This window comes from Ralstonia pickettii, assembly GCF_030582395.1.
Lineage (GTDB): Bacteria > Pseudomonadota > Gammaproteobacteria > Burkholderiales > Burkholderiaceae > Ralstonia > Ralstonia pickettii_D.
The window spans coordinates 130083-152279 of record NZ_CP104382.1; the positions used below are offsets into that span (position 1 = coordinate 130083).

19 protein-coding genes are annotated in these 22197 nt (G+C 59.8%); 8 read left to right on the top strand and 11 right to left on the bottom strand.

What is annotated here, in order from left to right; all coding sequences use genetic code 11:
- Positions 1–228: 228 nt before the first annotated feature.
- Together prpC and prpB are read right to left on the bottom strand one after the other, a co-directional pair.
- Positions 229–1398 carry a bifunctional 2-methylcitrate synthase/citrate synthase gene (gene prpC, locus N5B55_RS17375; protein ID WP_065859522.1) on the bottom strand — a complete coding sequence of 390 codons (1170 nt, stop codon included), beginning with the start codon at positions 1396–1398 and terminating at the stop codon, positions 229–231.
- Between the two features lie 46 nt (positions 1399–1444).
- Positions 1445–2341, bottom strand: coding sequence for a methylisocitrate lyase (gene prpB / locus N5B55_RS17380; RefSeq protein ID WP_065859523.1), 897 nt, complete (start codon positions 2339–2341; stop codon positions 1445–1447).
- A gap of 192 nt (positions 2342–2533) precedes the next feature.
- On the opposite strand from prpB, the gene prpR reads away from it, so the two are divergent.
- Positions 2534–4492 (top strand): propionate catabolism operon regulatory protein PrpR, encoded by a 1959-nt coding sequence (prpR, locus tag N5B55_RS17385; RefSeq protein ID WP_304540648.1) that lies wholly within the window; start codon positions 2534–2536, stop codon positions 4490–4492.
- A gap of 68 nt (positions 4493–4560) precedes the next feature.
- Here prpR and N5B55_RS17390 read toward each other — a convergent pair whose 3' ends face one another.
- The 4 genes from N5B55_RS17390 to N5B55_RS17405 form a co-directional block, all read right to left on the bottom strand.
- A complete protein-coding gene (locus N5B55_RS17390) occupies positions 4561–4875 on the bottom strand; it encodes an AzlD domain-containing protein (RefSeq protein WP_304540650.1) in 315 nt (104 codons plus the stop codon).
- Between the two features lie 14 nt (positions 4876–4889).
- Entirely contained in the window at positions 4890–5522 is a 633-nt protein-coding gene (locus tag N5B55_RS17395) for an AzlC family ABC transporter permease (protein WP_304540652.1), read from the bottom strand.
- Positions 5523–5586: 64 nt separating this feature from the next.
- Entirely contained in the window at positions 5587–6045 is a 459-nt protein-coding gene (locus tag N5B55_RS17400) for a DUF2000 family protein (protein WP_304540654.1), read from the bottom strand.
- 1 nt (position 6046) lies between these two features.
- Complete coding sequence (locus tag N5B55_RS17405; RefSeq protein ID WP_304540656.1) at positions 6047–7216, bottom strand: fatty acid desaturase; 1170 nt, start codon at positions 7214–7216, stop codon at positions 6047–6049.
- Between the two features lie 472 nt (positions 7217–7688).
- Here N5B55_RS17405 and N5B55_RS17410 point away from each other — a divergent pair, with 472 nt between their 5' ends.
- Together N5B55_RS17410 and N5B55_RS17415 are read left to right on the top strand one after the other, a co-directional pair.
- Positions 7689–8387 carry an HD-GYP domain-containing protein gene (locus tag N5B55_RS17410; protein ID WP_304540658.1) on the top strand — a complete coding sequence of 233 codons (699 nt, stop codon included), beginning with the start codon at positions 7689–7691 and terminating at the stop codon, positions 8385–8387.
- Positions 8388–8623: 236 nt separating this feature from the next.
- Positions 8624–9970, top strand: a complete 1347-nt coding sequence (locus N5B55_RS17415) for a GGDEF domain-containing protein (protein ID WP_065859530.1) — start codon at positions 8624–8626, stop codon at positions 9968–9970.
- 23 nt (positions 9971–9993) lie between these two features.
- On the opposite strand, the gene N5B55_RS17420 is transcribed toward N5B55_RS17415, so the two are convergent.
- Entirely contained in the window at positions 9994–10563 is a 570-nt protein-coding gene (locus tag N5B55_RS17420; protein ID WP_304540661.1) for an isochorismatase family cysteine hydrolase, read from the bottom strand.
- 398 nt (positions 10564–10961) lie between these two features.
- On the opposite strand from N5B55_RS17420, the gene flgE reads away from it, so the two are divergent.
- Together flgE and N5B55_RS17430 are read left to right on the top strand one after the other, a co-directional pair.
- On the top strand, positions 10962–12173 hold the full coding sequence (gene flgE, locus N5B55_RS17425; RefSeq protein WP_154205521.1) for a flagellar hook protein FlgE: 1212 nt from the start codon (positions 10962–10964) through the stop codon (positions 12171–12173).
- A 138-nt stretch (positions 12174–12311) separates the two neighbouring features.
- Entirely contained in the window at positions 12312–13619 is a 1308-nt protein-coding gene (locus N5B55_RS17430; RefSeq protein ID WP_154205522.1) for a chloride channel protein, read from the top strand.
- Positions 13620–13682: 63 nt separating this feature from the next.
- Here the strand turns inward: N5B55_RS17430 and N5B55_RS17435 are convergent, their stop codons facing one another.
- The 4 genes from N5B55_RS17435 to N5B55_RS17450 all read right to left on the bottom strand — a co-directional run bounded on the left by N5B55_RS17435 (position 13683) and on the right by N5B55_RS17450 (position 17932).
- A complete protein-coding gene (locus N5B55_RS17435; RefSeq protein WP_304540664.1) occupies positions 13683–14162 on the bottom strand; it encodes a VOC family protein in 480 nt (159 codons plus the stop codon).
- 457 nt (positions 14163–14619) lie between these two features.
- Positions 14620–15468 carry a DUF2242 domain-containing protein gene (locus tag N5B55_RS17440; RefSeq protein WP_178961568.1) on the bottom strand — a complete coding sequence of 283 codons (849 nt, stop codon included), beginning with the start codon at positions 15466–15468 and terminating at the stop codon, positions 14620–14622.
- A gap of 341 nt (positions 15469–15809) precedes the next feature.
- Positions 15810–16550: a metallophosphoesterase family protein gene (locus N5B55_RS17445; RefSeq protein WP_304540667.1), complete on the bottom strand. Its 741-nt coding sequence runs from the start codon at positions 16548–16550 to the stop codon at positions 15810–15812.
- An 8-nt stretch (positions 16551–16558) separates the two neighbouring features.
- Positions 16559–17932, bottom strand: coding sequence for a hypothetical protein (locus N5B55_RS17450; protein WP_304540669.1), 1374 nt, complete (start codon positions 17930–17932; stop codon positions 16559–16561).
- A 395-nt stretch (positions 17933–18327) separates the two neighbouring features.
- Between N5B55_RS17450 and N5B55_RS17455 the strand changes: the two genes are divergently transcribed.
- From N5B55_RS17455 to N5B55_RS17465, 3 genes are all read left to right on the top strand, one after another.
- A complete protein-coding gene (locus tag N5B55_RS17455; RefSeq protein WP_304540671.1) occupies positions 18328–19299 on the top strand; it encodes a restriction endonuclease in 972 nt (323 codons plus the stop codon).
- Between the two features lie 36 nt (positions 19300–19335).
- Positions 19336–21390: an AAA family ATPase gene (locus tag N5B55_RS17460; RefSeq protein WP_304540673.1), complete on the top strand. Its 2055-nt coding sequence runs from the start codon at positions 19336–19338 to the stop codon at positions 21388–21390.
- A gap of 373 nt (positions 21391–21763) precedes the next feature.
- Positions 21764–22042, top strand: a complete 279-nt coding sequence (locus N5B55_RS17465) for a hypothetical protein (protein ID WP_009240302.1) — start codon at positions 21764–21766, stop codon at positions 22040–22042.
- The last annotated feature ends 155 nt before the right edge of the window (positions 22043–22197 follow it).

The following is a 22197-nucleotide window of genomic DNA, read 5'->3' on the forward strand; positions in this document are numbered from 1 at the left end:
TTCTTTGTCTTGCCAAAGAAAGTAAGCAAAGAAAGGCGCGCCCGAGATGGCGACTTCCCCTTGAATTTCTGTAACCAGGCGGAGACGGGAAAAACTCGCTTCGCTCAGACAGTTTCCCGTCTTTTTTCCGCCCGCTTACAGAAATTCAAGGCGCCATCAAGGGCAGGAACGTCAACGGCCACACCGTCGGTGGGTTTGTGTTGACGCTCCTTTCTTCCTTCCTATTTCTTACGGGCGCTTGCCGATCGGTACGAACTTCAGGTCGTCGGGGCCGGTGTAGTTGGCGCTCGGGCGGATGATCTTGTTGTCGATGCGTTGCTCGATGATGTGCGCTGCCCAGCCGGACGTCCGCGCGATCACGAACAGCGGGGTGAACATCGCGGTCGGCACGCCCATCATGTGGTACGACACGGCGCTGAACCAGTCCAGGTTGGGGAACATCTTCTTGATGTCCCACATCACGGTTTCAAGGCGCTCGGCAATGTCGAACATCTTGGTGTTGCCGGCTTCCTTCGACAGCTTGCGCGCGACTTCCTTGATGACCTTGTTGCGCGGGTCGGACACGGTGTACACCGGGTGGCCGAAACCGATCACGACTTCCTTGGCTTCCACGCGGCGGCGGATGTCGGCTTCGGCCTCGTCCGGGGTGTCGTAGCGTTTCTGGATTTCGAAGGCGACTTCATTGGCGCCGCCGTGCTTCGGGCCGCGCAGTGCACCGATTGCGCCGGTGATTGCGGAGTAGATGTCCGAGCCCGTGCCGGCAATCACGCGGCCGGTAAACGTCGATGCGTTGAACTCGTGCTCGGCATACAGGTTGAGCGACACGTGCATGGCGTCGACCCACGACTTGGGCGGCTCCACGCCGTGCAGCAGGTGCAGGAAGTGGCCGCCGATGGAGTCGTCGTCCGTTTCGACTTCGATGCGCTTGCCGTTGTGGCTGTAGTGGTACCAGTACAGCAGCATCGAGCCGAGCGAGGCCATCAGGCGGTCGGCGATGTCGCGTGCGCCGGGGGTGGCGTGGTCGTCCTTTTCGGGCAGCACCGTGCCCAGCACCGACACGCCCGTGCGCATCACGTCCATCGGGTGGGCGGAGGCGGGCACCCATTCCAGGGCGGCCTTCACGTTGGCGGGCAGGCCGCGCAGCGCCTTCAGCTTGGCCTTGTAGGCAGCCAGCTCGGCCTTGTTCGGCAGCTTGCCGTGCACCAGCAGGTGGGCGACTTCTTCAAACTCGCACGCGCCGGCCAGGTCGAGGATGTCGTAGCCGCGGTAGTGCAGGTCGTTGCCGGTGCGGCCAACGGTACATAGCGCGGTGTTGCCGGCTGTCACGCCCGACAGGGCCACGGACTTCTTCGGCTTGAAGGCGCCTGCGTTCGGCGTGCTGTTATCGGCTTCGCTCATGGTGTGGTCTCCTTGGATGCGTTGAATTGGTTTGGATGCGGAGGCGTTATTTCTGTGCGGCAAACAGCGCGTCGAGCTTGTCTTCGTACGCGTGGTAGCCAAGATATTGGTATAGATCGGCGCGCGACTGCATGGTTTCCACGGCCGCCTTCTGGGTGCCGTCACGCATCACGGTCTGATAGAAGTTGAGTGCCGCTGCGTTCATCGCGCGGTAGGCGCCGCAGCAGTACAGCGCGATATCCACGTTGGCGCTACGCAGTTCGTCGGTGGTAAAGAGAGGCGTGCTGCCGAACTCGGTCAGGTTGGCCAGGATGGGCACCTTCACGGCGGCCTTGAAGCGGCGGTAGTCGTCCAGCGTCTTCATGGCTTCCGGAAAGATCATGTCGGCGCCCGCTTCCACATAGGCGACGGCGCGCTCGATGGCGGCATCGATGCCTTCGGAGGCGGCCGCATCGGTGCGGGCCATGATGACGAAATCGTCATCGGTGCGCGCGTCCACGGCGGCCTTCACGCGGTCGACCATCTCGTCGGTGGAAACGACTTCCTTGCCGGGGCGATGGCCGCAACGCTTTTGACCAACCTGGTCTTCCAGGTGAACGGCGGCCACACCGGCCTTGATGAACGAACGAATGGTGCGTGCGATGTTGAAGGCGCCGCCCCAGCCCGTGTCGATGTCGACCATCAGCGGGATCTGCACGGCGTCGGTGATGCGGCGGGCGTCGATCAGCACGTCTTCCATCGTGCTGATGCCCAGGTCCGGAATGCCCAGCGAGTTGGCCGCCACGCCGCCGCCCGACAGGTACACGGCCTTGAAGCCGGTCTGCTCGGCCATCTTCGCAGCGTAGGCGGTGATGGCGCCCACCACTTGCAGCGGTTGGGATTCAGCCACGGCGGCACGGAATTTGGCGCCGGCGCTGGTGAGGTGTCGTTGCGTTGTGCTCATGAAGGCTCCAAAAAGAACGGCTCAAGAGAGCAGGAAGCGCGCCACCCGCGTGGGCAGACGTAACCCTTTGATTTGTATGAATGTGACGTTGGCGCCTACGCGCACATGATTTCAGAAACGAAATTCGCGATTTCAATATGGAAACACGGCGCATAATGTCGGGACTGCTGTTTTTCCCTGCCGCACCGCACCATGAGCCCCACTGCAACCGACCTGACCGACCGCCCCCGCATCTGGGCCTGCGGTATCAGCCGCCTGAGCGACCTCTTCCTCGACATTGCCGCCGAGTACAACGACCGCGCCGAACTGCGCGTCATCACGCGCGGCTTTGAAGACATCGTGCGCGAGATCGATGCCGCCGGCGCCGATCGTCCTGACGTGGTGGTGGCGGGCGGGTCCAACGGCGCTTATCTGAAGCCGCGTCTGTCGCTGCCCGTGGTCGTCATCAACCCGACGGGTTTTGACGTGATGCACGCGCTGGCCCGCGCCCGGCGCGATGCGGAATCGGTGGCGCTCGTCACTCATGGCGACACGCCCGAGGAGGTGCGCCGCTTTGTCGCCGCCTATGGCATGGACGTGGTGTTTGCCTCGTACACCTCCCGCCAGGGTGCAGAGAGCTGCGTGCTCGACCTGCGCGACCGCGGCGTGGGCGTGGTGGTCGGCCCCGGCCTGGTGACGGACCTGGCGACGCAGGCCGGCATGAACGCCGTGTTTCTGTATTCGCGCGACTCCGTGCGTGCCGCGTTCGATACCGCGCTGGAAGTCGTGCAGGCCACGCGCCGCGAAACGCTGCGCCGCCAGCGGCTCGACAACCTGCTGCAGCATCTGCGTGACGGTGTGGTCGCGCTGGATGCGCAGGGCCGCGTGGAGGCCATCAACCAGCGGCTGGCCACGGCGTTGGGTATCGAAGCCAAGCAGGCCATCGGGCAACCGCTGCTCAGCATCGCCCCCAACCTGCTGGGCCTGCTGCCCGATAGCGATGGCGACACGCTGGGCACCGTGCAGGGCGTGAACTACGTCATCCACCGCGGCCCACTGGCGAGCGCCGGCGCGGGCGCCGCCGAAGGCACGGTCTTCACCTTTCAGGAATCCCGCGCGGTGGAGCGGCTGGACCGCACTCTGCGCTCACGCCAGCGCCCGCAGCAGTTCAGCGCGCGCTACCGGCTGGAAGACCTGGTGGGCGAATCGTTGCCGATGGAGCGTGTGCGTACGCTCGTTCGCCGTTATGCCAGGTCCGACGCCACCGTGCTTGTGCTGGGCGAATCCGGCACAGGCAAGGAGATGGTTGCGCAGGGCATGCATCAGCTCAGCGCGCGGCGCGATTTTCCTTTCGTCGCTATCAATTGCGGCGCGTTTCCTGAAGCGCTGCTGGAAAGCGAACTGTTCGGCTACGAAGAGGGCGCTTTCACCGGCGCGCGCAAGGGCGGCAAGACCGGGCTGATTGAAGCGGCGCACCGCGGCACGCTGTTCCTCGATGAAATCGGCGAGATGCCGCTGCCGTTGCAAAGCCGCCTGCTGCGCGTATTGCAGGAGCGCGAGGTGGTGCGGCTGGGCTCCACCGAGCCCACGCGCGTCGATATCCGCGTGGTGGCCGCCACGCACCGCGCGCTGACGGATGCGGTGGAGGCCGGCACCTTCCGCGCAGATCTGTACTACCGCCTCAACATCCTGAGCATTGCGCTGCCGCCGCTGCGCGAGCGGCCCGACGACGTGATGCCCCTGGCCGCTGAACTGCTCGTGCAGGCGGCTCGCCGCGAGCCTCGTCTGCTGCTGCGCATTGCCGACACCGAAGATGCCGCCCGCGTGCTGGCCGGCATTGCCGACCCGCTGCGGCGTTACACCTGGCCGGGCAACGTGCGTGAATTGCAGAGCGTGGTCGAACGGATTGCCGTGGAACTGGCTTACACCGATGACACCGACGCCATCACGCAAGATGTGCTGCGGCTGATTGCACCGGAAGTGTTTGCCCACGTCACGGCCGGCAAACCGGCGGCCCAGACGCTGCGCGAGCGCAGCCGAGGCGTTGAAGCGGAAGAGATCCGCGCAGCGCTGGCAGCCCACGGCGGTGATCGGGATGCCGTCTGCGCAGCGTTGGGGATCAGCAAAACGACGTTGTGGCGGCGCTTGCAGGAGGCGGCATCGGCGCGGTAAGTCCCTTCCTCCGGCGCGGCACGCCGGACCACTGCGACACGCCGGTCAACGTGTCGTTTTGCAGGCGATCAAAGGAGGGTGCGTAACAGCGTCAGTCCGCCGATGCCGGTGAGAACGCTAAGCAGCGCGTTTCGCCACATCAGATAGGTCAAGGCAACACCACAAAGCGCAATCAATTCCAAGCCAATCTGACTCGGCATCCCGCTGCTTCCAAGGGCGTTCGCAACCAAGACGGCCATCACGCAGAGCGGCAATTCCTGATTGAGTTGGGTCACCGCCCGGCTGCGTAGCACCGTGCGGTTGATCATCAACGGGGATGCCCTGAGAAGGACCGTCAGTACGCTCATGATGCCGACGCCGATCCATTGTTCAATGCTGCTCATTCCGTCTCGCTCCTTCAGGACGCTTCCAAGGCGCTACCACGGACCAGTGCGCGCGCTAGCAACGTGACCAGTCCCAATCCGAGGGCTGTGACCAACAGATAGTCTGTCGCCAGTCGCGTCGCTATTAAGGAAGCCAATACGCCTACCAGTGCCGGGGCCAGTTTTCTTTGCGTCAGGTACTGTTCGATGGCGAGAATGGTGAACAGCGAAGGCAGCGCAAAGTCCAGGTTGGGAATCCAATTCGCAACCTGTTGTCCGAACAGCACTCCAAGCGCGGTTCCCGCGATCCAGTAGCCGTGATGAATCAACGTCACGGACATGGCGAACTGCTGCCTCCTATTTGCCGGAAGGGTGGTGAGAACGGAGTAGTTTTCGTCTGTCAGCGCAGCGACGACATAGGCCCGGTGCCAGCGCCGAGCAGGCAGCTGCTCAATCAGCGGGATGGCGTAGAGGACATGGCGCAGGTTGATCAGTAACGTCGTTATGGCAAATGTGCCAAGCCCTGTGGTCATGCCCAACAACGGCACTGCCGCAAACTGGAGTGCGCCGGCAAAGATGAAGACGCTCATCGCGACCACGATGGCGGGTGACAATCCCGCTTGGATGGCAAGGACGCCAAAGGCAAATCCGGTGGGTAAATAACCCATCCCCACTGGGATGGTCAGCCGCAGAAGAGCGGCCCGGTCGGATCCCTTCGTGGTCGGGGGTGCTTCATTCCGTCGGTGCAACACGAGAGGTCTCCGATTCCTTGTACAGGGAGAACGACTTGATGAGCGGGCGAATCGCTTCTTCACGGCCAAACAGCGCAACGCAGATCAGCTTGTTCTGCTCGGGCGTCGCAGCCAGGGTTGCTGCCTGCTGATTCTCAGCGCTGGTGCCGATCATGGAGTCAATGAAGGCGTTGTGCGGGATGCCTGTATCGCGCAGCGCGCAAATCAACTTCTCGAGGGCGGATGAGCGTTTCGCTCGCAGCACGATGGCAGGAAACTCGCTGATGCGGCTTTCCGATGAAAAGGCTGGGCTGGGATATGCCAACAGGTTCCATGCATCCCGACTGTTGGATCCAATGAGTCCCAGCACAGAGTGTGCGACGGCATTGATGATCGTGGGGGCGGGGAACTCCGAGTTCACGACGATCACCGTCTTACATGCGTTGTCTGCGTATGCCATCTTATTCAACTGCGACGAAAAGTTGTTGATCAGCGGCTGTAGCCAGCGCTTTGCCCACAGAGCTTGAATGGGTTTGCTGTGCGTATTCGAGCCAACGGAACTGATGTTCGATCATGTTTGAGATTCCCCACAATTCCCGCCCGGCAAAACCGGGCCTGTCTCCGCATTCAATAGCGGCCTGACGCAGGTATAGGCTTCGAGGCCAGTCTCGGGAGTTCTGGCCCGCAAGATGCGCGAGGTGATGCCAATCGTGGGCGGGTAAGTCCGAGACAAGACACCCTAGCCGGACAGGTGCATGGATCACTGACATTCGCACGCTCCAAATCGCCACCTGGATCATGTAGCGCGTGGTTCTAATCAGGCCGCCGCCGGAACTCTCGGGATAACGCTCTCCGCAAAATCGTCCCCAACACCGTGCTGCGTACGCGTCCCAGTCGGACGGAGCGGATCCGGTCACATCCCACGCGTGTTCGGTTAGGAACTGGAGCAGGGCGCTGATGTGGTACAGAGCCGTCATGGGAATGAACACCGCAATCAGATACGCCTTCAGGCCGAGCAGAGCGGCGAACGCAAAATGGAGGCCAACCATGACCCATGCCAGCGTTAGCTCCTGGCTCTTCCCTCGGATCAGAATCGATCTCAAGCGTGCTTGAAGAAACAGTGCGTGGAAAGCGGGGCTAAGGACAGTCATCCAAAGCGTCTGCCATAACTCCTTTCTCGTTCGGCCAGGTATAAATCCAAGCTGCGCTAGGAATGCGGCATCCGCGTCTTGTTTTGTGGTGAAAATGTCTGCGTTATGATGCGCAAGATGTTCTTTCTTATATTCGCTGCCATTTTGAACAAAAATGATCGACGGAATTAACTTTGTGTAGAATTTATTGAGTGCTGCGCTGCAGAAGAGGCGATTGTGAATGGCGTGGTGCAAGTGCGTGACCTGCAATTTGCGCAAGACTCCGACTAGAACAATCCATAGCAGAAAGATGAGAGGCCATGCGGCCGGTGTATTCGATTCTGAAAGCAGTGCCAAGAGTTGAATGGAAAGGGCGCCAATTAGTGGCGTCATTACAATATCCGCTGTCTTTGGAATTGAATATGGTTTTTCTGAATCATCGAGCGGTTTTCCTGTGAGCCAAGTGAGAAATGGCTGCAATAAAATCGGAAATCTGTTCATTGATTCTCGAACGCCTCGTTCAAACATCCGGCCCCCTATATAAATGGCTCAATTTGATGGGAATATGAGGGTGGATAATAGTTCTTCATTGGGGCCGAAGATTTTTGTTTGCAAAATTCAACTATTCTATTGCGTGCTTTGTGGTGTTGTTTTATTTTCGCGGTCCGATTATTTCTTTGTTGTCACTGTCCTGAGACGCAGCAGTAACCGAGCAAGTGGATTGCTGCCGAGCTTTTCGACATTCGTGACACGGTGACGCTAGCTACGTCGCTACGGCAGAGACGCGAACCGGATGCCGTCTGCGCAGCGTTGGGGATCAGCAAAACGACGTTGTGGCGGCGCTTGCAGATGGGATAGATCAAAGATGACCGACGTGGGTGGTTGCGGTCCACTTGCGTGATGACTATCGTGCAACCCTTTCAGAAATCCCCGTGTCTCGACTGGCGCCACGGCTACAGAGAGAGTTCGCTCCATGGCACAACAAAGCCGCCCCCACATCATGCTTGCCAGCCTGACGCTTGCGGGCGCATCGCGTTACCCCTCTGCTCTCGGTCATCTGGTCCGGACTGCGGCTGTCGCGGCCTATCTGGCAAACGTGTTGGGGCTGGACGACGTTGAGCAGCAGCGCATCTATCTGGTGGCGCCCGTGCACGACATCGGCAAGCTGGGCATTCCAGATGACGTCCTGCTCAAGCCTGCCTCGTTGACCGACGCAGAGCACGAGATCATGCAGCGGCACTCGAACATCGGCGCCGAGCTGCTTGGCGGGACGGCCGATCCGCTGTTGCAAATGGCAGCGAGCGTTGCGCGCCATCATCACGAACATTTCGACGGCAGCGGATATCCGGCTGGCCTTGCCGGTGAAGACGTCCCACTTGCCGCGCGCATCGTGGCCGTTGCCGATGCGTTCGACGCCATGCTTGAACCGCGCGTCTACCGCGAAGGCATGCCCGAAGAGGACGCACTCGCAGCGCTGGCAGACCAGAGCGGCCGCTGCTTCGATCCCGCGCTGGTCGATTGCTTTCTGAAGAATGTGCCCGGGGTGCGGCGCATTCGTGCTGCCGCAGAAGGCCTGGTAAGGCAGTACGGCGACGTGTCCGGGGTCATCCGGTTCTACGGCGCACGGGGCGAATCTCCTGCATTCCTGAGGCATATCCAGGCGCGCGGATGACCGGCGCGCGGCGCAGCACGCCGTTGCTCACGGTGCACGCTGGGTGGCGAAACGCCGTGCGTGACGATGATGCCAATCGGGATCTCGCTCTTCGCGCAGATGCTTGCCGCGACACCCAATTCGGCCGGCTTCAACCCTGCAGCGCAATGCCCACATAACCCTTCGGACGGCTTTCCGGTCGGCCCGGAACCGTGGAAAATCGCGCTCCAACCCTGCTCGCCACCCTGTAGTTCGGAATGATAGAAAACAATCCCTCGGAGACCGCCCGGCACGCCCTCAAGCTGCTGGCCTCACGCAGGTTGGCGCCCACGCCAGACAACTTTGCCTCGATCTATTACGAAATCGCCGGCAGCAAGCCCGACGCAGACCCCCAGGATGCCGAGCGGATGGCGCTCGTGCGCGAGTTGCGCGAGCAGCTTGCGCGCACGGTCGAATGCTGTCTGCCAGTGCTCGGTGAAGACGATGCCAGCATCGGCCCCGCGGCCTGGGCGCTGATCCGGGCCTGCCGGTCCGAATTCGAAGGCCTTGGCAGCCTGAACGGCAAGCTCTCCACGTTCAACCACCGGTTGTCGCTGGCGGCGGAAGATCAGGGCGAGATCCGCCGGGCGTTGCTGAGCCTGCTGCAACTGGTGTTCGAGAACATCGCTGAGCTGTCGTTGGACGACCGCTGGCTGCGCGGCCAGATCGAAGCCCTGATGAAGGCCAGTGAAGCGCCGGTCAGCCTGCGCCGGCTGGATGACCTGCGGCGTCGCCTCATGGAGGTCATCCAGAAGCAAAGCTCGCTGAAAACCAAGTCGATCGAAGCGCAAGAAGAAATGAAGCGGCTGCTGGCAGCCTTCATGGAGCGCCTGTCTGCCGCCGCCGAAACCTCGGGCGAGCATCACCGTCAGATGGAAGCGTGCGCCAAGAAGATCGAATCGGCCAACAGCATTGCCGAGATCGCGCCGGCCATTCAGGACGCGCTGTCAGCCACCCGCTGGATGTCGCTGGAGTCGGCCCGCAACCGCGACGTGCTGTCGGCGATGAAGGTCAAGGCCGAAGAGGCCGCCGCCGAGGTGGCCCAACTGCGCAAGGCGCTCGACATGGCGTCGGCGTCGGCGCGTCACGACCTGCTGACCGGCGCGCTCAACCGCAAGGGCCTGGAAGAGGCGCTGGAGCGCGAAGTTGCCCGTGCGGCGCGCCAGAACAGTGCACTCTCGATCGCGTTTCTGGACATCGACGACTTCAAGTCGATCAACGACACGCACGGCCACAGCTTTGGCGACGATGCGCTGTCTCACCTTGCCCAGGTGGCCCGCGAATCGATGCGCCCGCAAGACACGCTCGCGCGCTTTGGCGGCGAGGAATTCGTGATCCTGATGCCGGACACCTGTCTGGAAGAGGGCGTGCAGACCATCGTCCGCCTGCAGCGGGCGCTCACGCAGCGCTTCTTTGTGGCGGGCGATACGCGGCTGTTTATCACCTTCTCTGCCGGCGTGGCGGAAGTCGGCAAGGACGAACCGCCCATGGCGGCCATCCAGCGCGCCGACCGCGCCATGTATCAGGCCAAGCGCGCGGGCAAGAACAAGGTGGTCAGCGCCTGAGGCTCGCCCAAGGCCTGCTGTGATTACTCCAGCAGCGACAACGCATCTGCCAGCGACACCACCGTCGTGCGCGACTCAAATGCCGTCGCAAAAAGATGCTCGTGCACGATCGGGTCCGGGTCGTAGCAGCAGTCCTTCACGGTGAACAGGCGGTAGTCCGCATCGCTTGCATGCGCAATGGAAGAAAGCATCACGCCCGTTGATGCAACGCCCACCATGATCAAGGTATCGACGCCCTTGGCGGATAACCGCACCTGCAGATCCGTGCCGTAGAACACGCTGGCGCGGTGCGCGATGATGATCGACTCATCGGGTTGCCGGCCGAGTTCCGGCGAGATGCGGTCTTCAACGAACAGGCCCAGTTGCTTCACGCCTTGCCCGTTCTTGTTCAACGGGCTGACTTCCGGATAGCCGGGGCTGAAGTGGAACTTCGCAAAGTAGACGCTGACGCCCTTGGCTCGCGCGGCATCGCACAGCGCGCGGGTGTTGGAGAGCAGCGTGGGCGCGACCGATGGAAACAACGCCATGATGTCGGTCTGGTAGTGCATGACCAACAACGCCGTTTGCTTGGGGACAAGCGCGAATGTCGACATAGGGCTACACGATCCGGAAAGGGATGGCGGTCGACTCTATCACGCGTACCGGCATGCACCGGCTCCGCCCTGCGCTGCAGGCCGCCAGGCGACATCTGCCGAGTACCGCCGCCCATCATGAAGCACCCAGATTCAATTCAAAATGATGCGGCGCTTTTAGCCTTCTAATTCAAATTTTCAACATCAGAATCTCGTAAGAATCGTAAGAAAGCGATTTAAAACCGCGATGATTAAGGTGTTCGCAAGGGAAAAACAACACGCCGCTTAAAGACGAAAACATCATGGTCGATGTGCGGAGGGCGATGCCGTGAGGTCGACTCCGGAGTCTTTAGCGCCGGCCGGCCGTTCCAACGGATTGGCTCGCAACACAGCGGTACAACTTTCCAAGCGAGAACATCATGGGATTCCAACAAGGCCTGAGCGGCCTCAACGCTGCGTCCAAATCGCTCGACACCATCGGCAGCAACATCGCCAACGCCAACACCGTCGGTTACAAGAAGGCGACCACCGTGTTTGGCGACGTATATGCACGCTCACTGGTAGGCGCGTCGGACAACCAGATCGGGCAAGGCGTGAACGTGACCCGCGTGTCGCAGTCCTTCACGCAGGGCAACGTGACGCGCACGGGCAATCCGCTGGACATCGCCATCAATGGCACGGGGTTCTACCGCATGGTGGACCCGGGCAGCGGGCAGGTTTCATACACCCGCAACGGCCAGTTCCATACTGACAAGAACGGCTACATCGTCTCCGCCACAGGCCAGAATCTGACCGGCTACGGCGTGGATGCAACGGGCAAAGTCAACACGGCTGCGCTGGTCAACCTGCAGATTCCCGTGAACGATCTGGCGCCGCTGGCCACCACCAACACTGTGTTTGGCGTCAACCTGGACGCGGGCGCCAAGGTGCCGGCCACCACGCCGTTCTCGCCGGCCAACTCGGCCACGTTCAACCATACGGTGTCGCAGCAGGTGTATGACGGCACGGGCAAAGCTCATACGCTCACCAATTACTACGTGCGCACCGCCACGGGGTGGGACGTCCACGCCATGGTGGACGGCGCGGCGCCCACGGGCGGCAACCCGATCAGCACGCTCACGTTCAACGGCAGCGGGCAATTGACCTCTACGCCGTCCAAAGTGAACGTGGCCTTTGCCGGCATGAGCATCGGCAGCATCGACATGACGGGCACCACGCAATACGGCGGCGGCTACAACGACACCGCGCCGGGCGTCTCGCAAGACGGCTACGCCACCGGTCGCCTTGCCAGTTACGCCGTGGGCAACGACGGCACGGTGATGGCGCGCTACTCCAACGGCCGCACCGCCGTGCTGGGCCAGTTTGCAATGGCCAACTTCAAGGCGCCGGACGGCCTGCAGAACATCGGCGGCAACCAGTGGGTGGAAACGTCCAACTCCGGCGCGCCGAACCTTGGCACGCCGGGGATGGGGTCGTTCGGTTTGCTGCAATCGCAATCTGCGGAGCAGTCCAACGTGGATCTGTCTGCCGAACTCGTCAACATGATCGTTGCGCAGCGTTCGTATCAGGCCAATGCGCAGACCATCAAGACGCAGGACACGATTCTGCAGACGCTGGTCAGCCTGCGTTGATCGCCTGCGTTCCTGGTTCTGACTCTGACTCTGACTCTGACTCTGACTCTGACTCTGACTCTGACTCTGACGAGGCGGAGGCCGAAGCGTTGCCAGTCCTATAATCTCCGCTCCACGGACCCGACGCCGCAGCCTCCCATGTTTTCTCCTCTCCACATCGCAGATCGATCAGTGCGTCGGGCCAGGAGACTCTGGGCAAACTACGGCATCTTCTGGCTTGGTGCCGTTCTCGTGGGTCTGGTATCCGTCGCTTATGCAAAGGCGATCGATCTTGGGTTCGAGCTGTTTCGCGGCATCGTCTCGCACGCGTTTTGGCTGCCGATCATCATCACACCGGTCGGCGCGGCCCTGGCCATCTGGCTGACACGCCGGTTTTTTCGCGGTGCCGAGGGCAGCGGCATTCCGCAGGTCATTGCGACGCTGGAGGATGGGCGCCTGTCCAGCTCGCTGCTCTCCCTGCGGATCATGTTCGGCAAGATCGTGGTCTCGTTCGTGGGCATCCTCTGTGGCTTTACGATCGGCCGGGAGGGGCCCACGGTGCAGATCGGCGCATCGCTCATGTACGCCATGCGGCGGGGCTATCGTCGAAGCAGCAAGCACATCGAGCGACAGCTCGCCCTCGCGGGTGCCGCGGCCGGGCTTGCGGCCGCGTTCAACACGCCGCTGGCGGGTGTCGTTTTTGCCATTGAAGAACTGACGCGCAGTTTCGTGGCACGCAACAGCGGCACGCTCATCACCGCCATTATTTTTTCCGGGGTGGTTGCGCTGGGTCTGCAAGGCAACTACCTGTATTTCGGGCGCATCCAGGCCATTGGGCAGTTTCATCTGGCGCTGGTGCCTGTAGTGATTGGTGCGAGCGCCATCTGCGGCGTGGTGGGCGGCGTGTTCTGCTGGCTGTTGCTCAACATACCCCGCTGGATGCCTGCGCGGCTGGTTGATATCCGGCAAGCGCAACCGGTGTGGTTTGCCTTCCTGTGCGGTATCGCCATCGCATTGATTGGGCTGGTTTCGGGCGGCACCACGTTCGGCAGCGGCTATGCCGAAGCGCGCGGCCTGCTCGAAACCCATCAAGCCCTTTCACCGTTCTATGCGGTGCTCAAGTTCGGGGCGCTCATTGCGTCGTACCTCTCCGGCATTCCGGGCGGCATTTTCGCGCCTTCGCTGGCGATCGGGGCGGGGCTGGGCAACGTCATGTCGCTCGTAACATCCTCCATACCGCTGCCCAGTCTTGCCGCGCTTTGCATGGTCGGCTACCTGGCGGCGGTCACGCAGTCGCCCATCACATCGTTCGTGATCGTGATGGAGATGATCGACGGCCACGAGATGGTCTTGCCGCTCATGGCTGTGGCGTTGTTGTCCAGCCAGGTCTCCAAGGCGTTGACGCCGTCGTTCTATCACACGCTGGCACATCGGTTTCGTGCGGCGGTGCCGCGCCCCGCGGCGTAGAAAACCCGAGCCGGACCGGCGCCGCGCGCAGTGTCCCTGCACGGGCTTCGGCACCCGGCAACGTCACCCCCGCCGCGCCGCCTCGATCGTGGCGATGTCGATCTTGCGCATCGTCATCATCGCGTCGAAGGCGCGCTTGGCCGCTGCGTGGTCCGGATCGGTATAGGCCGCAGTGAGCGCGCGCGGCGTGATCTGCCACGACACCCCCCACTTGTCTTTGCACCAGCCGCAGGCGCTTTCCTGCCCGCCGTTGCTGACGATGGCATTCCACAGCCGATCGGTCTCGGCCTGGTCGTCGGTCGCAATCTGGAACGAGAACGCCTCGCTGTGTTTGAACTGCGGGCCGCCGTTCAGCCCCAGGCACGGAATGCCCGCCACGGTGAACTCCACCGTCAGCACGTCGCCCTCCTGGCCGGCGGGGTAGTTGCCCGGCGCGCGGTGGACGGCGGTGACTTTGCTGTCTGGGAAAGTCTGGGCGTAGAAGTTGGCCGCGTCCAGCGCATCGCGGTCGTACCACAGACAGATTGTGTTTTTGCTGACCATGCGTGTCTCCTCACCGGGCGGGCGTCGGCATGTGAGGTGGAGGCGGTCCACAGCTTGCGCGCCCGTGATGTGACGTGGATGCCTTTGCCACTGCCGTGGCTTGCACTCTCTCACATTCCTAAGCTTGCGACGGGTACTGATTCTCGTAGGTTTGACGCCCGCGTTGAGTGTTCAATGAATGCCGCCAAAACAGCATTTACGCATTTGGAACTCCAGGCAATGAACGTATAGTGCGTGCCCATGAAACGAGACCTGTTTGCTGAACTGAAAGAAGGAATGGATGTGCTTGCCGCAGAACGCGAAGGCAAGGCGACTCTCTCACAACTCAAGGCGGGTAAGCCTGAGCCGGTGGAGGTAAATTCGAGCCCCGAAACCGTGCAGATGCCAGACGACGTCCAATGCGACCCCCCAACAAAAAAGCCGCCTCAAAGGCGGCTTTGTTTTTTGATGGAGCCTCTCAGCTCGCCCCACCCGTCGTCGAACCGGCGGGTTCAGACGCAGGTGCCGGGCTAGGCGCCGCTGCGGGTGCCGTTGGCGTAGTCACCGCAGGCGCCGATGCCGGTGCGGCCTCAGCAGGCGCCTTCGGTGCCGGTGCAGCAGCCGGAGCCGAAGCCGGCGCCGCCACCGGCACAGGCGGCGCGGCCGGCGTGGGCACCACGGGCGTCGTCATCTTCATGGGCTCGCCTTGCGGCGTAGGCGCGGGTTCGGGCAGCGGGGCCACGTGTTCCTTCTCCGCCGCCTTGGCCACCTTGTGGTCTTTGCGGGCCGGGTCGATCTTCAGGAAGTGGTCGACCAGGTTGAAGTAGCGCTCGTAAAACACCCCGGCGGGAATCGTCTCGCTGGCCACCTTCACCATCGAATCGTCCCCCGAGCCGATGGGCAGCGACACCGAGCCGAGGATGCTCAACCCCACGCTTGCCGACGTGCTCGTCTTCTTGAGCGTGTAGCGGTCTTGCACCGCGTTCACATAGGCCGTGCTGGAGGTGCCGTCGGCATTGGCCTCTGCGCACACCACGTGGAAAGAGATCACCACGTGCGAATCGTTGCTCGGCTGGAAATTCTTGCTGCCATCGATGGTGTCTGCGCGCGGCGAACTCGACACATAGCCCTGGCTCAGCAACGCGCGGCGCGCCGCCTCGCACGTCGCGTCAGACTTGGCGTGGAAGGTGCGCGCATAGGGGCTTGCCGTCGCATCGAACTGCTCCTGCTGATAGAGCGGCGTGGGCGCAGAACTGCACGCAGCCAGGACGGCAGCGATGCTGGCAGCGGCACACAAAACGGACAACGGACGGAAGCGGTAGGGCATGGCGTTGGGCAAAAGGGCTCGGCCGGATGGTGGAGCGGGCCGGTGGCGCCACTGCAGGTGCGGCGCAAGTTTTGTGCGCGGCACGCGGTGGCGTGGGCGGGTGGCCGGGCGTCATTATAAGTTTGTCGGGTGACACCTCGCGGCATTTAGAGACGATGGGCGGGATATATGACGTTTCTCAAACGCGCCGAAACAGCGTAATGCCGCCCAACCTGCTAACGCCTGCAAAACCTATTGGTGCTCCAGAGAACAACGGCGTCGGCCCAGTCAGCCAGCGGCACAGCGGAAAGTCTGTGAAGCTGCCTTGCACCACGTCATGCGGCTGCAAGTCCACGTCCAGTTCAAGCTCCCAACCTGCCAGTGCGCAACGCAATCGCCCAATCCTGCCGGCCCCGTTGCTCCGCAATCGCCGCTGCATCGTTCCACGCGTATTCAACCGCACGGAACTCCGCCGTCCACATACCTGCGTGTTCAGTCACGATGGCATAGCGCGCATGCGGGCTGCCGGTTTCAATCGTGTGGGCAAACGGATAGGCATCGCTGTAGGCCTGCAGGCCGACGCTGCCCGGGTTGACGATAAAGCGGCCGTCCGCCAGCTTCATCGCGCGTGGCATATGCGTGTGCCCACACAGCACGAGCTTTGCGTCGGCATCTTCTGCGCGATAGAGCACTTCATCGTGCGTCGCCGCGCGGCATCCATTCTCAGAAAGGGATTCCAAAAAATAGGTGTGGTCGTCCTGGGCCGACCCATGAACGAGCAGAACATCGTCGCCGATGTACCGGAGCACGGGCAGGCTGGCAAACCACGCGAGCTGATCCGGCCGCAACTGCTCAAACGCATACTGATCCGACGCACCCATGCGTGACGGGTCGCCCGCCAGAACCTGCCTTTCGTGATTGCCGCGAATGGTCGGCAGGTTCAGCGCCATCAACCGATCCACCGTTTCGCGCGGCTGTAGCGGGCCGGACGCAATATCACCGAGGTTGACGATCAGATCGGCGCCCTGGGTTTGGATGTCTTCCAGCACGGCGTCCAGGGCAGCGAGGTTGCCGTGAATATCGGAGAGGGCGGCGATTCTCATGTGTTGCCCTACTCGAACTTCACATCTCGAATGAGGATCTCGGTCCTGCCATATTTATTCTCGGCGGACAGGCCCGACTCCATCTGATAGTCACGCAACCAGACGCTATGAAGCTCTGTGACCACGCCTTCAGAGGAGGTGACCTTGCAATGCAGGTCAATGGCGCTGCCCGTGAACTTCGCGAAAACCGTCGAGGCTTGTTTCTCGCTGCCGACGGTGCAGACGCGCTCTTTGTCGCCCCGGAAGTCCGGCTGGGGTAATGGGATGCGTAGCGTCATGCCTTCCTTCAGTGGCGTGTTTGCCGCCGCCACCGCAGCTTGCTCCAGCTGGTTAGCCTGAGATGCGTTGATTCTCGACTCCACGAAGTGCGACCGCAGTGTTGCCAGGCCATAACCGAGCCCAAGCTCGGTCCAGTCGACGTCACCTGACGGCACTGTGGGAACCGTGAATCCGGCCAAGACGCCATTGTTTCGCCGGTTGATGACCGTGCTGGTCAATCGTTGCGAGGTTGTTGTCTCTCTCTTGCTGATGACTTCCAAATCAAACACTGCACGTTTAAACGGAAGCGGCCGGCTGCCGTCCGCTGGCAGGCTGCTGCGAATTGCCTCCGGCAGAACGCGCTCGTCAAAGGCTTCGTTCAAATACGTCTCGGGTTGGCGCAACACCATTCGCGGCGCAGAGGGGTGCAAGTCCAACGCGCGAAGCAAGGCAAGCGATGCCCGGTCTTGCTTCGGCTTGGGCGTTGCCAGCACGTGGTCGATCATCAATGGAATCTGTTCGCATTGCGTCGGTGGGGGCGTGCGCACCCCGTTTTCGTCGAGCTTGAACGCCGTACGCAAATATTTATGGGTTTCCAGCTTTTCTTCGATCGTGCCGCCGGTGTCTGTTTCGTCGTCGGACGGCTCGTGCAGCGCCCTGATCTCTATCGCGTCGAGCATAGCCTGCAGCGCTTGGGGCGACATTTTGGACAGGAAGTTTGCGGAGGCATCTTCCTTCATCGAGTCCAAATACACCTTGCAGTCGGTGGGTGTGGCCGTGACCATGGTTCTTATCAACGCCAAAGTGCGCAGCCGCTCGGCGGCTGAGAGCTTTTCCTCTGCCATGGACGGCTCGCCGAAGCTCTGTATCCGCTCGCTCAGCTTCGAGTTGCTCGACATTGCTCTCTTCACAAACCGCAGCATGATCTGACCTTGCTCGGATGCTGGGTCGAAGCCCAACGAAGAGACCACCTTCTCCTGAATGGCAGAGCAATCGCATTTGCTTCGCTTTTTTACCGGGCTCGGCGATGGTGTGTTCGGGGTGGATGGCTTGCTGTCAGCTGCATAAGCCGAAACAGAGATGGCGCAGACCAGCGCCAGGACAGATTTCTTGTAGAGGTTCATCAACGTTTGAGCCGTCTCTTTGTTGGTGGGTTGGTTGATGCACCGGATTACCTGCCTGTGTCCGGTCGTTTTGTGCAAATGCGGTGCCGCATCGTACCCGAGAGTATTTGCAGGAGTAAGTGCCAACCGCGGCATAGTGAAAGGCCGTCGCCCGCGCCACGCACATGCGAAATTCTTAATTCAGATTTTCACCAAATATAAATCCGGCTCCGGGCTTCGATATTGATCAACCTCACCCCAAAAACCGCCCAAAACCCCACCCAACGGGGGCAGCGCAATCCCGACGCATCGCCTATGCTTTTTCCCAATAAAAAACGGGCGCACTGATTTGAAGCGGATTATCAGAGAAAGCGCCTAGTCCTAAATATCTAAAAGCATTAGGCCGGGGGCGGTAAATGGGGCGGAGGAGAAAACAAGCATCCACCAGCGACGTACTCCTGTCGCTGCCCTGGTGGATGCTGGCGATTGGCGCGGGCGCCAGTTACCTGATTTTTCACAACGTCATTCCGGGCGCGTTTGCGGCCAACCCGATCTTGAGCGGCGTCGGCATGCTGGCGCGCGGGCTGGCCTGGATGCCTGCGCTGCTGCTCGGCTTCTTTGCCGTGCTGTCGTACCTGCGGGAGCGCAGCCAGCAGGCCGATGCCCGGCTCGGCCCCCCGCGCACCGAACCGACTGGGCGATCCCGCCCGCCGAAGGTGCCGCCCCAGCCTGCGCGCAACGCAGCGGGCAGCAACCCGCCCAACCCGCCCAATCCAACTCGCAACACCCCCACGCCCCCACAAGCCGCCACGCCGGCAGAACCCGCCCCGCCCCAAAGCTGGACGCTGGAGGCCATCCAGTCGCTTGAGTGGAAGCGGTTTGAGCTGCTGTGCGTGCAGTACTACGAGCAGATGGGCTTCACGGTGAAGACGGTGCCCCACGGCCCAGACGGCGGCATTGACGCCACGCTGTACATGGCTGGCCAGAGCGCGCCCGTGGCGGTGGTCCAGTGCAAGGCGTGGTCCAAGCCCGTGAAGGTGGAGCAGGTGCGGGCGCTGGGCGGCTCCATGCTGGCGCACAAGGTCAAGCGGGGCGTGTTTTGGTCTTTGTCCGGTTATGTCGGCAACCCGGTGCAGGAGTTTTCCGAGCTTGCCGGTATCCAGCTATTGGACGGGCCGGCGGTGCTGGAGCGCATCCGCGCGCTGGCCGAAGACAAGCAGGCCGCGCTGCTGGCGAAGGTGTTTGAGGGGGATTACCGGACGCCTTCGTGCCCGGCTTGCGGGGTGAAGCTGGTGGCGCGGAATGGGAAGGGTGGGGCGTTTTGGGGGTGTAGCAATTACCGGACGGGGTGTCGGTATACGTTGCAGATGGGGCTCCGTGATAAATGATTTATTTCTAAACGCGATGTGGAATAAGAATAATTTATGAAAATCTCTTCAATAAGAATATCTAACGTCTTGAGTTTTCCTTACAGCAAAGACATTGATGACGCTACAGAGATCCGGTTTGATGGCGATACAAATATTCTCATAGGGCAAAACGGAGCGGGGAAGTCAACGATATTGGAGATAATTAATTTTGTCTTCAAGAGGGCAATTTTGTGCCATTACTCTGTTGAGAGAGATTTCTATGGGAGACGGGCGGCACTTGCGCCAAGCGATGTTAAGCGCATCGTTCAGCGGCATAACGACCAGGGATTGCGCATCGGTTTCCGACTTGATCCGAACTGGAATACTCCTGGCGAAGACCAGTTAATTCGAGTTTCTTTGAAATTGGATTCAATTGACATACATAATATTAAAAATATTGTCTCCAATATAGAAAAATATAGGGAAATTGCGGATAGATACAGTCTTGAGTCGATTGCGTATCAGCAATTTGTTCCGAGCATAGAGGAAGTTGTTGTTGATGTGAAATTCCCTTCGGGGGCCAATAACTATAGTGTTTCAATTAATCACTTCGGTAATGATATCGCTGAATTATATTTGACTAGGTATAATTTTCTGCGTGAATTGGCGTTGCTATATAACGCAGAGTCTGGAAAGGATGATATTCCGCCGCTTTTTGAATCATTTGCTTTGATAGGCGGTTATAGAAATTATAACAATTTTGTCAACGCTGTATCACTTTCCGGTGCGAGCGTCGAACAGCAAATTCAGGCTGTGAGGATTGCCGAGATATCTCGAAGCGCAAACGGAATAGAGATGACTGAGCCCACGGTCTTTTCTCTTGTCCGTTTGCTTGTGGCCGAAAGGCACTACGCGAAATTTGGAGACGAAAGGCTCGCCCCAGATGCAGAGAATCATGCAAATAACTTACCGTTTTTGAGTAAGATAAACGATAAGCTGAGTTTAATTGGTTTGAAGGTCCAGATAAACTTGCTGGATAAAAGGACGTGGCAGTATTCATTCTTATTTATTGATACAAAGCGGAATAAGCCACTTCCTGATATTAATAGCCTTAGTGCGGGACAGAAAGCGATTGTTCATCTTGTGTTCGAGGCGTATGGGCGAGGCGAGCTAAAGGGTGGCGTGGTGATAATTGATGAGCCGGAAATTCATCTGCATTATCAGTTTCAGCACGAGTATCTTAGAATTTTGGAGGAGATAAACTCAGAAAAGAATTGCCAGTACATAATAGTTACGCACTCGGAATCCCTCATAAATTCAAACACAATCGGGAAGGTGCGTCGTGTTGCATTGAATGAGAAAAATGAGTCTATTATTTGTGCTCCTGTCCTTGAAGAAAGTCAAAGGGATTTAGTAAAGATACTAGATAACACGCGGTCAACGTACGCATTTTTCTCAAAGAAAGTTGTGCTGGTGGAAGGCGATTCTGATCGGTACTTGTTTCGGGCGATATTCAAGGAATGGTTTCCTGACGTAACTCAGGATCTGGCTATCCTCGATGTGGGCGGGAAGGGTGGGTTTAAAAAATGGAAAAGGTTTTTTGAGTCATTTGGGTTGAAGGTATATTGTGTCGGGGATTTCGATAATGTGTTGTCAATGAAATTCTCAAACAATCAAATGATCATCGATCAAGTGAAGAAAGCTGAGGTCGATGCTGATTTGAGGCAGGGTAAGCTTGATAGTTTGTCTGACGATAAGAAAAATGCATTTGGATTGGCTTTCGCTAAGCTCTTGGAGGATAAGGATCGCGTATCGAAGCCGAAAAGGGATCTCTGGAAGCCGGTACTTGATATGTTTATAAATTTTGTTAGTGTATCTAATGTTGAGATTGTGGAAGAAATTAGGCGAAGGAATCCGGGGATCGATGCTGCAATCCAGAATAAATATTCGGAGCGGATTTTTATTTTAAAGAAAGGGGCCATAGAAAGCTATGTGGGTGGCTCCCATGCTGATATGGCATATATAGCTAATTTCTGCTCAGAAAATCTAAGCCAATGGTGTAGCGGGAAGAACGAATATGTATCGGAAATTCGCGATATCGTGGAGAAAATCGTGAACGACCCAGCATAGATTTCGAGGTGCTTGCGTTGTCGCGATAGCCCCCGCTAAACTCCCCCCGCTGCGGCAACAACCGCAGCCGAGACTGCAATCTCGATCGTTCCTGTCCGGAAGAAACTCAAGTTTCTACCGCTGTCGTCGTTCGCCCATTCGGGCGGGCCCGACAGGGAGGGCTTCGGCCCTGCCGTCATGACAGTAACGTCGGTATTGCAGACCTTGTCGTGTGCCCGCCCACCCTCCCAGGTGGGTGGCTCCTCACTTAACCAGAGGGCAAGACAATGGATCAACCGACCCAAGCAGTACCCATCCCCATCCCACGCGGGCATCGCCCCGCAAACTTTCAGTTCACCAGCTTCACGCGGCGGCCTCCGCCCGGAGGTGCCCGATGAACGTCGATGACAATCTCCTGTACGCACAGGGCGCCTTGGCCGCCAAGGAGTACCTGCACAAAGCGCGGATGGATATGAAGATGCACCGCAAGTTCGAGCCACAGACGTTGCGCTGTCATAAGCAGGTCTACGTCAAGGACAAGGCACTCGAATTCCAGGCCGGATTTATGGACGCGATCGGGGCGTTCATTCTTAGCTCGCTGGATGGCGTGACGGTGGATCTGTTCCGGTGGGATGTTCTGCACGTGCTGGCGCGTGCGAATAAGCAGAAATAAAAGAAAAACAGCAGCAAAGCGACCCCGGGACGGCGGGGGCGCCAGGCCAGGGCACAATGCCCAGCCCCATATGTACCCAGCCAATACGTGCCGAGCCCAACGGGCTACGCACGACACTTATAGGCCAGGCCGCACAGGACTGCAGGCCAAGCGTC